9 protein-coding genes are annotated in these 13200 nt (G+C 48.8%); 6 read left to right on the top strand and 3 right to left on the bottom strand.

Annotation, left to right across the window (positions count from 1 at the left end; all coding sequences use genetic code 11):
• Positions 1-29: 29 nt before the first annotated feature.
• The 3 genes from AAC052_RS24245 to AAC052_RS24235 form a co-directional block, all read right to left on the bottom strand.
• The gene (locus AAC052_RS24245) at positions 30-533 is read right to left on the bottom strand and encodes a histidine phosphatase family protein (protein ID WP_317489702.1); all 504 of its coding nucleotides are present in this window, start codon (positions 531-533) and stop codon (positions 30-32) included.
• Positions 534-547: 14 nt separating this feature from the next.
• Complete coding sequence (locus AAC052_RS24240) at positions 548-1555, bottom strand: glycosyltransferase family 9 protein (RefSeq protein ID WP_339815815.1); 1008 nt, start codon at positions 1553-1555, stop codon at positions 548-550.
• Positions 1556-1876: 321 nt separating this feature from the next.
• Positions 1877-3613: a helix-hairpin-helix domain-containing protein gene (locus AAC052_RS24235; protein ID WP_339815814.1), complete on the bottom strand. Its 1737-nt coding sequence runs from the start codon at positions 3611-3613 to the stop codon at positions 1877-1879.
• A gap of 208 nt (positions 3614-3821) precedes the next feature.
• Between AAC052_RS24235 and AAC052_RS24230 the strand changes: the two genes are divergently transcribed.
• The 6 genes from AAC052_RS24230 to AAC052_RS24205 all read left to right on the top strand — a co-directional run bounded on the left by AAC052_RS24230 (position 3822) and on the right by AAC052_RS24205 (position 12612).
• The gene (locus AAC052_RS24230) at positions 3822-4238 is read left to right on the top strand and encodes an EVE domain-containing protein (protein WP_317489705.1); all 417 of its coding nucleotides are present in this window, start codon (positions 3822-3824) and stop codon (positions 4236-4238) included.
• A 39-nt stretch (positions 4239-4277) separates the two neighbouring features.
• Complete coding sequence (locus AAC052_RS24225; RefSeq protein ID WP_317489706.1) at positions 4278-5870, top strand: hypothetical protein; 1593 nt, start codon at positions 4278-4280, stop codon at positions 5868-5870.
• A gap of 491 nt (positions 5871-6361) precedes the next feature.
• Positions 6362-6913 (top strand): bifunctional pyr operon transcriptional regulator/uracil phosphoribosyltransferase PyrR, encoded by a 552-nt coding sequence (gene pyrR, locus AAC052_RS24220; protein WP_317489707.1) that lies wholly within the window; start codon positions 6362-6364, stop codon positions 6911-6913.
• Positions 6910-7839 carry an aspartate carbamoyltransferase catalytic subunit gene (locus AAC052_RS24215; protein ID WP_339815812.1) on the top strand — a complete coding sequence of 310 codons (930 nt, stop codon included), beginning with the start codon at positions 6910-6912 and terminating at the stop codon, positions 7837-7839. Before pyrR ends, AAC052_RS24215 begins: the two co-directional genes overlap by 4 nt.
• A 1680-nt stretch (positions 7840-9519) precedes the next feature.
• Complete coding sequence (locus tag AAC052_RS24210) at positions 9520-10248, top strand: polysaccharide biosynthesis/export family protein (RefSeq protein ID WP_317488148.1); 729 nt, start codon at positions 9520-9522, stop codon at positions 10246-10248.
• Between the two features lie 6 nt (positions 10249-10254).
• Positions 10255-12612 carry a polysaccharide biosynthesis tyrosine autokinase gene (locus tag AAC052_RS24205; RefSeq protein ID WP_339815811.1) on the top strand — a complete coding sequence of 786 codons (2358 nt, stop codon included), beginning with the start codon at positions 10255-10257 and terminating at the stop codon, positions 12610-12612.
• Positions 12613-13200: the final 588 nt, after the last annotated feature.

The raw sequence follows: 13200 nt of genomic DNA, 5'->3' as shown, positions 1-13200 counted from the left end.
TAGATTTTTGGCTGCGGGGGGTAGGATAATCAATACCCCTCCGGTAAGCCCTTCGGGTAGTGAAAGAAAAGCAGCTTGCCCGCCTCGTAGCCAATGTCCCGCCAGTAGTTTACTTCGAATGAAATGCCAACGGCTCCGGTGGTCGGAATATTCTCGATGGACGCTCCAGCCAGTTGGTTGGCAAACTCCGTAAGGCCAGGGTTGTGGCCAAAAAGCATCACCGACGTGTGTTGGTCGTCCAGTTCAACCACCACCTTCAGCAACCTGTCTGGCCAGGCATGATAAACAGATTTGTCAGTGACGATTTCTCTTTTGTCAATTCCAAGCTCCGCAGCCACCTTTTTAGCAGTCTTGATGGCTCGTTCCGCTGGGCTGCTGACTACAAGGTCAGGGTGAATTTGTTGATCATTAAGGAACTTGCCCATCCTCGGAGCATCTGATTTGCCCCGGCTGCTTAGTGGCCTTTGGAAGTCGTCCAGCTCAGGGAAGTCCCAGCTCGATTTTGCGTGCCGTACAAGATAGATTGTCTTCATAAACTGGAGTCAAACTAAGGAATATAGAAATCAAAAACGAGGTCGTTCATACACTTAAAATGGCCCTTTGGGCACTTATCGAAACCTATCTTGGAGCAGGGCCTGCATTTGATTTTATTATTTTCAAACACGATAAATTTTGTTCTGTAGGGGTGCATGCCGAACGAAGGGATGGTGTTGCCCCAAATGCTGTAGACTGTTTTCCCGAAGGCAGCCGCTACGTGCATAAGACCAGTGTCGTGCGAAAAAACAACGCTCGACTGCTTCACAAGCGACGCCGACTGGTTGAAGTTGAATTTACCACAGCCATTGAATATTTCTGTTTTTTTACCCAGCTCTTTCAAACTCTCCTCATAGCCACTTGAGTTTTTTGTTCGTTCGAAGAACCGTGCTATTTCCTCGCCAGCCTCAGCATCTTCCTTTCCTCCCAACAGGATGACAGGTTTGTTAATTCGGTCGCAAAGCTCAATCATGCGCTTTACCGGTAGCTTTTTGGTGCCGTGCTGGCCACCAATAGCGTAGGTAATAAATCCGTTGCGGTGGCTTTCTGGCAGCCAGGTGATATCTACCTCGTCTTTGTCCGGAATAAAATAGTCGAGGCCCAGCTGGTCAGGTTTGCCACCCAATGGCTGTAAGGTGTCGAGGTAGCGGTCAACAATATGGCGGTTGGGCAATTTATTTACTTTGAAATTGACCATCAGGTACTTTTGCCAGTTGAGCTTGTCCACAGCATAGGCCTTTGCCTTCAGCGCCCACTTGATCCTCAGCGTCCTTAGGTTGTGGTGGAGGTCAATGACGTAGTCGAAGTTTTCTGTCTTAAGTGTTTCAATCAGCTGCTTGTCTCCCTTCTCCAGAACGTGGATTTTATCAATATATGGGTTCTCTTCCAGAAGAAATTTGAACCGGGCCATGGTGGCATAGTGCACTTCCACATCGTCGAGTTGGGTTTTTAACACTCTTGGCACCGGACTGGTGAGTACAATGTCTCCGATAGACGAAAACCGTAGGATGAGTACTTTCATTTAGCTGATTTGGCGAAGATGGGGATCAATCTGTATTTCTGAGGGTTGGATATTTCGTGTATGGTTAAATAAAAAAGCAAAACTGGTTCAATGCGTCCCGCTTGGACCTTTTGCTTTTTTATGACCACTCGGGGCATTGCGGTTAAAGGTTGATCTCCCAGATTTTCCGCTTGATCCGAAGATGGCTTGCGATAATTTCAACATCAGAAGGCTCATTCACTATTTCTTTTATTTGTACGGGATGTTAAACTTTAGGCTTAACCCATTGGGGTCTCCGTTTTCCCATTGGGGTCTCCGCCAGGGACCCTGATGGGCTCAATGCTAACGTTCGGCCTGTTGGTATTTCACCATCTCAGCCGCCCGCTTCTTTCGTTTCTCAAAATGGGCAGCCACCTCCGCTGTCGACAGCGCATTGAAAGTCATCTCTTTGGTGAGGCCACCTTTTCTACCCACCAAAAGCCCGTAGCGCATGTCGTGATAGCCTTCGGTTTCATGGGCATCGGGGTTAATGCTAAGCATCACGCCTTTCTCGATGGCATAGTGCACCCAGCGCCAGTCGAGGTCGAGCCGCCAGGGGTGGGCGTTGATTTCGATGATCACACCCTCTTCAGCGCAGGCATCAATCACTGTTTTGTGGTCGATGGGGTAGCCCTTTCGTTCCAGCAACAGCCGGCCAGTGGGGTGACCAAGCATAGTGGTAAACGGGTTTTTGATGGCTTTTAGCAATCGGGTGGTGGCTCTCTGCAAATCCATGTTGAGCACCGAGTGCACCGAGGCAACGATAAAGTCGAACGATGCCAGCACTTCGGTTTCATAGTCGAGGGAGCCGTCGGGTAGAATGTCAGATTCTATGCCTTTGAAGATACGGAACGGCGCCAGCTCTTTGTTGAGCGCATCAATCTCCACCTGCTGGTCTTTTACTCTGTTGGCTTCGAGGCCGCTGGCATAAAAGGCGGAACGGCTGTGGTCGCTAATGCCCAGGTACTCATAGCCCAGCTCCTTGCAGTAGACTGCCATTTCCTTCAAAGTGTTTTTTCCGTCGCTGTAGGTAGAGTGATTATGAAGAATTCCTTTGAGGTCACTCATTTCTACCAGCTTGGGGAGCTTATTTTCCTGTGCCAGGGCTATTTCGAACGACCCTTCTCTTAGCTCCGGCGCTATATAGGCCAGGCCAGCGTGCTTATACGCTTCCTCTTCAGTAGCAAAAGCCCTTTCTGTTAGCTTATCACGCAGTACAGCACCTTCTGCCAGCGTTTGGTTAAGGTGCAGCGGTGCGGCTGTGTACAACAAAAGCTTCTCTGTGAATTGCTTTTCCTCGCATAGCCTGATATGGAAAGTGATATAAGGTTCGTTCACATGCCCCCTGATGGAATAGGGCCCCGATTGCTGATGGCTGACTTCTCCCAAACCACTTTTTTCAATTGCCTTTATGATGACGTCACTATTCAGCGACCCAACAAGCAATTCCAGCGTGTCGATCACCTCCAGCAAACGCCTCAGCGGGCCGACAAAACTCATGGGCACTTTTTCTCCCAACTCTTTTTTTAGGGCTTCAATCAGCTGATTGGCTGCCATCTCTGCTTCCGAAAAATGAAGCTTACCCACGTTGGCCTTTCTGTATTTTAAGCCATCAAGAATAGTTTGCTGGGTCTTCTCTCCAAAGCCTTTCACACCAGCTACCCTTCCTTCTTCACAGGCTTTCTGCAAAGCATCCAAACTTTCAATTTCCAGCTCTTTCCAGATCAACCTGATCTTCTTCGGGCCAATGCCTTTGATGGAAAGCATTTCTACCACCCCGGCAGGCGTTGATGCCCTGAGCTCCTCCAGCGCATCAAAGGTGCCCTTTTCGAGCAACTGATGGATGTTGGCGGCCATCGATTTCCCGATTCCTTCCAGGGCCCCGATTTCCTCTGCCGTCATGGTAGCGATGGGTTTGTCCACCTTTTCAAGGTTGAAAACCGCACCGGTGTAGCCACGAATTTTAAACTGGTTTTCTTCATGAAGCTCCATAAGCGAAGCCATGAGCCGGAATTGTGAGATTATTTCTTTGTTGTCCAAAATGAGAGGTGTTTTTGGTTAACTGGCATTGTAAAAGTAATTTTCCTAAGGCAAAATTCCTTAGATTACTTTAAACAAAAACAAGAAACTACGTGCGCAGGAAAACATCGTGCGCAGGGAATTTGTTACGCAATACCAAACGCCTTTATTTACCGAAGCGACTTTTGTCTGTTACATTTGACTAGTGAAACCAAAAAAGAACAAAGAAATGAACTATTGGCTGATAAAATCTGAACCAGAAACTTTTTCCTGGGACAAATTCGTGAGCATGGGTGGCGACATGTGGGATGGTGTGAGAAACTACGCTGCCCGCAACTTCATGAAAGACATGAAGGTAGGGGACTTGGCTCTTTTTTATCATAGTGTCAAAGAAAAGTCGTGTGTGGGGCTGGCCAGGGTAGCGAAAGAGTATTATCCGGATCCGACAGCCAAGCCAGAAGAAAAAGACACCTGGGTGGTCGTGGATTTTGTGCCGGTGCAAAAACTCAAAAGGCCAGTGAGCCTTGGAGAGATCAAGCAAGATGAGCGATTGTCCGAAATGGCACTTATCAAGCTTTCGAGACTGTCGGTGCAGCCTGTCAAGAAGGAAGAGTTTGATATAATTATTCAAAAATCCGAAGAATAGCGTTGGGCGGGTATAAATCTTTTTTGGGGACAAGCTTTTATGAAGTGTTTTGATGACGTGACCATTGTCAATATGCGACTCAAACAATTAACGGTATTGCTTGCTTTTTGCTGTCTTACGGGCACTGGCGTGCTTGGTCAGGAGCGGAAAAAAGACCAGAAGGCCAGTGAGCTTATTGAGCAACCCAAAAGAGTGGAATTTGAGATAAAAAACTCAAATTACGAGGACTACGTCGTTTATAGCTGCGAGGAGGAGGGATTGTCTATTTATCACCAAACCGAGCACAAAAACAAGGATGGCTACCTGTGGGAGTTCATCAAACTCGACACTGCCCTTGATATGACATGGAGAAGAGAGCTGTATCTTCCCTTTGCGTCCCGCATCATTGGCTACGATTATTCACCGGGCTTTATGTATTACCTCATTCGGGAAAAGCAATACAAGCAGGAGGAGCTGCTAGTGATGAGGATGGACCTGGAAAAAGGTGACACTACCAAGTTCAACATCAATACGGTGTTCCCTGTTAACCTGACACAATTTGAAGTAGTGGGAAGCACCATTTTGATGGGTGGCTACACCAACTACCGGCCAGTGATCATCCGATACAACCTTTTTGACCAGCGACCGCAGGTGGTTCCTGGGTTTTATGCCGACTATGCTGAGATACTACGACTGGAAACCGACGACCGCCTCAGGACTTTCACCGTGACGATGAGTGAAAAAACCACTGACAAGCGCACCACCATTTCGGTAAGGTCATTTTCGGAAAGTGGGGACATGATCAGGAATATTTTGCTGCAGCCCGATGAATCGAAGAGCCTGATCAATGGAGCACCTGCCCACCTCGAAATGGATCGGCAGTTTATTGCAGGCACCTACGGGCACAAGCGCTCCACCTATTCCAGGGGGCTTTATATCGCCACCGTGGGCAACGACGGGCAGCAAAAGATAGACTATTACAACTATGCCGACCTGGAAAACTTCTTTTCATACATGCGAGCTAAGCGTGAGCAGAGAATTAAAGAGAAGATCAGCCGGCGGAAGGTGCAGGGCAAGCGGGTAAAGTTCAACTATCGGTTACTGGTGCACGACATTATTCAGGACGGCGACAAATACACTTTGTATGGCGAGGCCTATTACCCCAGGTATTCTAACTACAGCGGCTACGACCGGTTTGGCGGCTACACCTATGGCCGGAGCAATACCTATTTCAACCCCAACTTCCTGGGATACAAGTACACGCACGCCGTGGTCATGACTTTCGATAAGTCGGGCACGCTGCTTTGGGACAATTCCTTTGAAATCAACGACGTAACCAGCTACGACCTGCAGCAGTTTGTGCATGTAAGCACATCCGGCGATGAGGTGGCTTTGCTCTACATGTTCGAGAATGTGATCCGATCCAAAATCATAAAATCGGATGAGATCATCGAAGGCAAAACGTTCAATGACATTGAGCTCACATTTGAAGATGATGAAGTCAGAGTGAGCGACAACGAGGTGGGAGGCTTGTCGGTGTGGTACGGAAAAACCTTCTATACCTACGGCATTCAGGACATCAAAAACCTGAAGGACAACCGGGTGAACCTCAACCGGAATGTGTTTTTTATTAATAAGGTGGTTTACAAATGATTGTTAAGGTGCCGTGTCTTCACGCACCTTCCGTCCATTTCAGGTTTTAGTACGGCAATCGCCCCCTGGCAAGAGCCGTCAGCCACTGGTTTACCCTCAAACTCCTTTTGGAGTCTCTCGCAGAGGACCCCTTTCCCTCCTTTTGGGGTCTCTCGGAGAGGACCCTGAAAGGAGGTGCTGTGTCGTCCACTGCGGGATAAGTGCGCAGGGCTTCACCCAACGCATAGATCTATCGCCCTTTCAGGGCTCTCCGGTAGAATGCTCAAACCCGCCACCCGTCTCCAACCTTCTGGTCACCGGTTGTTGTCGCACTCCTAACTCCGGTCTTCCGTCTCCTGTCCGAATGTCTGAACATCTGAACATCCGAATGTCTGAACGTCTGATTGTTAAGGTGCCGTGTCTTCACGTACCTTTTCCTTTTCGGTTGAGGCTCAATCATAAATCCGCAATCCGTAATCCGTAATCAAATCATTTTTTCATAACTTCGCCCCATGCAAAAACGGTTGCTCTTCGACGGACGTCTTTTACAGTTCACCATCAACAGGCTTTGTCAGCAACTTATTGAAAATCACGGCGACTTTGCCAACTCCGTTTTAATGGGTTTGCAGCCCAGGGGCATCTTTTTGGCCGAAAGAATCCGCACCAGTCTTGAGAGCCTTCTGAACAAAAAAATCCTTCTTGGTTATCTGGATACTACTTTCCACCGGGACGACTTCCGTCGCCGGGATGCGCCTATCGCTCCTCACGAAACCAAAGTCAACTTTGTCATTGAAGGCAAAAATGTCATCCTGATCGACGATGTGCTGTTCACTGGCAGGTCGGTGCGGGCAGCACTGGATGCTATGGTAAGCTTTGGAAGGCCAGAGAAAGTGGAGCTGCTGACTTTGATCGATCGCATGTACAGCCGGGATATTCCGGTGGAGGCTACTTATGTAGGCCGAAGGGTGAATACTGTAAGAAGCCAGCGAATATTAGTAGAACTAAAAGAACAGGGCATGCCTGAAGACAATATCTGGATCATGGAAAAGGAGGACGAGGCATGAGCAAGCTGAGTACCCGCCATTTGTTGGGCATCAAAGATATCACGGAAGAGGATATTCAGCTCATTTTCCAAACGGCCGACAACTTCAAAGATGTACTTAACCGGCCCATCAAGAAAGTCCCTTCTTTGCGTGACATCACCGTGGCCAACGTTTTCTTTGAAAACTCCACCCGTACAAGGCTTTCTTTTGAGTTGGCAGAAAAAAGACTTTCCGCCGACGTTGTTAATTTTTCTTCCTCATCCAGCTCCGTCAAAAAAGGGGAAACCCTGCTCGATACCGTCAACAATATCCTGGCCATGAAAGTGGACATGGTAGTGATGCGGCACAGCAGCCCCGGTGCTCCTCACTTCTTATCAAAGCACGTAAAGGCCAACATCATCAATGCCGGCGATGGCACCCACGAGCATCCTACCCAGGCACTGCTCGATGCCTTCTCCATCAGAGAAAAGCTGGGTGATGTGGCTGGGAAAAAGGTGGCCATCATGGGCGACATACTGCACTCAAGAGTAGCGCTTTCAAATATCTTCTGCCTTAAAAAGCTTGGTGCTGAGGTGATGGTGTGTGGCCCCATTACGCTGATACCCAAATTCATCGGCGAGCTGGGCGTGAAGGTAGAGTATGATGTCAAAAAGGCCCTGGAATGGTGCGATGTCGCCAACGTGCTCCGCATTCAGTTGGAGAGGCAGCAAATCAAGTACTTTCCCTCGTTGCGGGAGTACTCGATATATTTTGGTATCAACAAGCAGCTGCTCGACACTCTGAACAAAGAGATTGTGATCATGCACCCCGGGCCCATCAACAGGGGGGTGGAACTCAACAGCGACGTAGCCGACTCCGACCACTCTATTATACTCGGGCAGGTGGAAAATGGCGTAGCCATCCGCATGGCAGTGCTGTACCTACTGGCCGGCGTGAAGGAGGTGTAGGTGTTAGCACGGCCTTACCCACCCCTGCAAACCGTGTCCGACCGCTGGCGGATGCCGTCAGCCACTGGTTTAGCCTCAAACTCCTTTTGGGGTCTCTCGGAGAGGACCCTGAAAGCAGGTGCTGTTTCCTTTCTTGTCTTCCGTCCATTTATTGTTAAGGTCCCGCATCTTGACGCACCTTTTCCGGATAGAACAAAACCCCTTTTGGGGTCTCTCGCAGAGGACCCTGAAAGGAGTTTTGTTTTTCTTCTTCTTCCATACGGATGGGGCTTCACTTCACCGCCATCCTAATTTTATATCGCCCCTTCAGGGGTGCCCGGCTCAGGGGTGCCCGGCTCAGGGGTGCCCAGCTCAGGGCTTACATATTAGTAAGCGCTAGCTGTCGTGTCCAGTCTGAATATCCGAATGTCCGAGCATCCGAACGTCCAAATATCTGAATGTCGGACTGTCTTTCGCCCCTAAAGGGAGCCAAAGAATCTCCCATCTAAGTACCGTCACAACCTTTGCGCCTTCGTGCCTTCGTGGCCGCCGAAATGATGGTTCAGGTGTCGGGGCTTAACGCACCTTTCCCAGATAGAACAAAACCCCTTTTGGGGTCTCTCGCAGAGGACCCTGAAAGGGGTTTTGTTTTTCTTCTTCTTCCATACGGATGGGGCTTCACTTCACCGCCATCCTAATTTTATATCGCCCCTTCAGGGGTGCCCGGCTCAGGGGTGCCCGGCTCAGGGGTGCCCAGCTCAGGGCTTACATATTAGTAAGCGCTAGCTGTCGTGTCCAGTCTGAATATCCGAATGTCCGAGCATCCGAACGTCCAAATATCTGAATGTCGGACTGTCTTCCGCCCCTAAAGGAAGCCAAAGGATCTCCCATCTAAGTACCGTCACAACCTTTGCGCCGTCGTGCCTTCGTGGCCGCCGAAATGATGGTTCAGGTGCCGGGGCTTAACGCACCTTTCCCAGATGGAACAAAACTCCTTTTGGGGTCTCTCGCAGAGGACCCTGAAAGGAGGGCTGACCGTTGATCGCTTACTCATAACAACTAATCACCTTAAGACTGTAGGCAGTTTTTCACTTTTCCTTTCGGATGGGGCTTCACCGCCATCCTCTTTGTATTTCGCCCTTTCAGGGCTTCTAGGCCTAGCCACTCCAACAAGTGCCGTCAGACGCCGGGTTTACCATGCCTAAACGGAGTTTCGAATTGGTGTCCCCGAACAATAGTTACATGCTAGACAGATGTGGTGTCATAACCTTTGGGCCTTCGTGGCCGCCGAAAGTCGGACAGACAGGCCCTCTTTTTGCATTTTTCTCAAACCAACTTGCACTTTTTTGCCTTTCATTGTTGCGTCTAAGCCGAAATTTGATGCATATTGCCAACTATACCTTTGTGAGTATTTGTGTAGACTCCCCTAATGATGCCGTCAAGTGGGTAAATTTTGATTTTAATTGTAAGTTTGCAGCTTCGAACCTGGGAGTGAAACGGGCCTTCCTTTGTTATATGCCACTGGTGCAAAAGGATCAACGACAGCTCATTTTTGGTTGCAGACGGTAAAAACATGTAATTCATTCCGGTATAATGCTAACATTTGGTGTCAGGAAGTCCTCGACTGGGCAGTTTTTCAATATAATCTTATTTTTTTTACTCGGCGCAGCCCTTAGCGCATGTATCTCCAATAAGAAGGTAGTGTACTTGCAGGAAGCCAATGAAGAATTGCCTACAGTACCCAACGACAGTCTGCTGAACTTCCCTTATAAAACCTATGTGGTGCAGCCCGGGGATAACCTGGACATCAAAATCAAAAGCCTGGATGGTACTACCGACAATATGTTCAATGTTGGTGGATTGGCCACGCAAGCTGCTGGCCAATTGATCAACAATGCATCCGATATTTTCTACCTTACCGGTTTTAATGTAGACGCCAACGGCATGATTGAGGTGCCCGTGATCGGAAGGATTGCCGTCGCTGGTAAAACACTGGCGGAGGTAAGAAAAGTGGTGGAAGAATCGGCTCAGGTATACATCAAGGATCCTTATATCTCAGTGAAACTGGGTGGCATCCGGTTCACTGCGCTGGGTGAGTTCAGAGCACCGGGCCGATATGGTGTACTGCAAAACAGACTGACAATTTATGAAGCCATTGCCTCAGCTGGTGATCTGCAGATACAAGCCAACAGAAAAGAAGCCTTGCTCATCCGCCAATATCCTGACGGGCAGCGCATTCACAAAATAGACTTGACGAATCGTGACCTGATTAACTCTGAGTTTTATTATATCCAGCCAGGCGACCAATTGTACGTGGCGCCCCTGAAAGTTCGGGAGCTGGGCACAGGCATTACTACTTTCCAAACCATCAGTGCTGTGGCTGCCACTATTACCGCCGTTTTTTTGATCCTTAACTTTTTCACCAAATAATCATTCATGGACGCACAGGGAATGAACAACAATGCCTCCGCACCGCAGTACATGGAAGAGGAAAACCTGGATGTGAAAGAGTGGGTGTTCAAAATACTTGGGATTTGGCAATATATCCTTCTTTCCATTGTGATGTGTGTGGGATTGGTATACCTCTACCATCGCTACGCTACCCCAAGGTTTGATGTGGGTGGGACGATTCTTATCAAAGAAGACAAAAAATCAATCAACCCCGAATTGTTGCAGGAGTTGCAATTCTTTCAGGGAAGCTCCACCAAGGCCAATGAGATAGAAATATTGAGCTCCTACACATTGCTGAAGCGTACGATCGAATCTTTGAATTTTGACATCGAATACTATGGCATTGGCAGGATCAAGGAGCGGGAGATTGAGATGGAGAACATGCCGTTCCACGTCACATTTGTTGGTGAGAAGAGACCCGAGCGTACAATGACTTTTACCCTCGAATTGAAGGAAGGCCAGTCTTTCGTACTCTCCTCAGAAAGCCTTGGACTTGCAGAGGAAACATATACATTTCCAGCCATTATCGAATCCAGAGGCGTGACGTTTCAGGTTGACGAGCAAGCCACAGATCAGGCCAAAGCAGGCTTGTATGAATTCAAACTGTTCAATGCGTGGGATCTGGCAAAGAGCTACAAAAACAGGGTGAAGATATCGGACGTGAACAAAGAGGCGAGTATCCTGTCTATCGGCTTGCAAACAGAATTACCAACCAAAGGCATTCAGTTTATCAATAACCTGATCGACATCTATATCCAGCGGGAGCTGGAAGAAAAGAACGAAACAGCCACCCGTACCGTGCAATTCATAGACCAGCAGCTGGCCAGCATCCAGGATTCGCTGATGCTGATAGAGCGCCGCTTGCAGACCTTCAGGGCCGACAACAAAGTGGTAGACATCAGCCAGGAAGGCCTGGCAGCGCTGCAAAAGCTGGAGGAATTGGAAGGTAAAAAGGCTGAAGAGAAATTCCGTATCGAATATTACAACTACATTGTCGACTACCTGAAAAAGAACAGAGCACCCGAGGGAATTATTAGCCCTTCTACTGCAGGCATTCAGTCGCCCATGCTCGAATCGTTGACCGGAAACCTGGCGAACCTTACCTCTCAACTCGCTCAACTGGAAATGAATGCCACAGAAGTCAACCCACAGGTGATGTCCTTGCGTTTGCAGATCCAGAAGATCATCTCAAGTATCATCGAGAATGTGGAGAACCTGAAAGGGAGCAGCGAAATCTTGATTACTGACCTCGGTTTGCGGATCAAAGAAGCCGAAAGATTGGTGAACCAACTTCCGCTGACAGAGCGTACGCTGGTGAATATTCAGCGCAGGTTTACCCTCAGTGAAAACCTGTTCATCTACCTGCAGGAGAAAAAAGCAGAAGCGGGCATCGCCAAAGCTTCCAATGTGCCAAATGTGAAGGTGGTCGACCCACCAATGCTGAAAGGACAAACCTTCCCAACGCCCATGCGCAACTATGCAATTGGCTTTAGCATGGGAATGATCATCCCGATTATTTTTCTCCTCATCAAGGATTTCTTCTCAGTTACCATCCAGTCGATCCACGAAATTTCTAAGGGTACCAAACTGCCAGTACTGGCTTCCATTGCGCTGAGCCGCTATGATACCGAGCTGGTGATGGAGAAATATCCTCGCTCGCAGGTAGCGGAAAGCTTTAGAAAGATGAGGGCGGCACTGAAGTTCCTGGAGAAGAAAGACTACAAAGTGATCATGGTAACTTCCTTCCTTTCGGGCGAGGGAAAGTCCTTCCTGACCATGAATACAGCTATCATGCTGGCCAAGATGGGCCACAAGGTGCTCTTGCTGGGACTCGACCTTCGCAAGCCAAAGATCTTCGACACCTTTGGCATCTCCAACGACGTAGGCATGAGTCAGCTGCTTATTGGAGACAAAACCTACAAGGACGTCATACAACCGACCCAGGTAAAGGGCCTCGAAATGATCACAGCCGGCCCCGTTCCCCCCAACCCCAACGAGTTGCTGATGGGGCATGAGTTCGACGATGCAATGAAATGGTTCAAAGAAGAATATGACTACGTGGTGGTAGATACACCACCCGTAGGACTTGTATCTGATCCCATCGAGATCAGCCGACATTCCGACATCGCTCTTTTCATTATTCGCCAGGGCGTTACCCCCCGCCATGCCATCGATTATATCAACGACATCCATGTCAAGGGATTGATGAAGAATATCGGCATCGTGTTGAATGGTGTCGACTTCAAAAAACCCAATGGCCACTATGGTTATGGCTACGGCTATGGCTACGGAACTTACTATGGTGGAAAAAAGGCCACTGGCAGTGGATATTACCAGGAATAAAGTCGTCAGAGAGACAGACACTTCCCCTCCTTTTGGGGTCTCTCGCAGAGGACCCTGAAAGGAGTTTTGTTTTTCAACTTCTTCCTTACGGATGGGGCTTCACCACCATCCTAATTTTATGTCGCCCCTTCAGGGGTGCCCGGCTCAGGGCTTACATATTAGTAAGCGCTAACTGTCGTGTCCAGTCTGATCATCCGACTGTCCGACCATCCGCACGTCTGAATATCTGAATGTCGGACTGTCTCCCACCTTCGGTCTCCTGTCTTCCGACTAGTGTCCTTTTTCTTTTGGGGTCTCTCGCAGAGAACCCTGAAAGGAGGGTTACTACTGATTTTCCTTCTCTCCAATCACCTCCTAAACGCTTTCAATCCTTTGTTTTCCCCCACCCAGCACCACAAGCCAGGCGCCCCTAAAGGGAGCCAAAGGATTCCGACCATCCGAACGTCCGAATGTCGGCCTGTCTCCCGTCTCCTAAAGTGCGCCAAAGGATTTCCCATCTATGTATCGTCACAACCTTTGCGTCTTTGTGCCTTCGTGGCTACGAAAATGACCGTTAAGGTACCGTGTCTGTTGTCCGAATATCCGACT

Origin of the sequence: uncultured Imperialibacter sp. (genome assembly GCF_963974565.1) — a bacterium.
Taxonomy (GTDB): Bacteria; Bacteroidota; Bacteroidia; order Cytophagales; family Cyclobacteriaceae; genus Imperialibacter; species Imperialibacter roseus.
The sequence above is the reverse complement of the archived record's forward strand: the minus strand, read 5'-3'. Positions and strand labels throughout refer to the sequence as shown.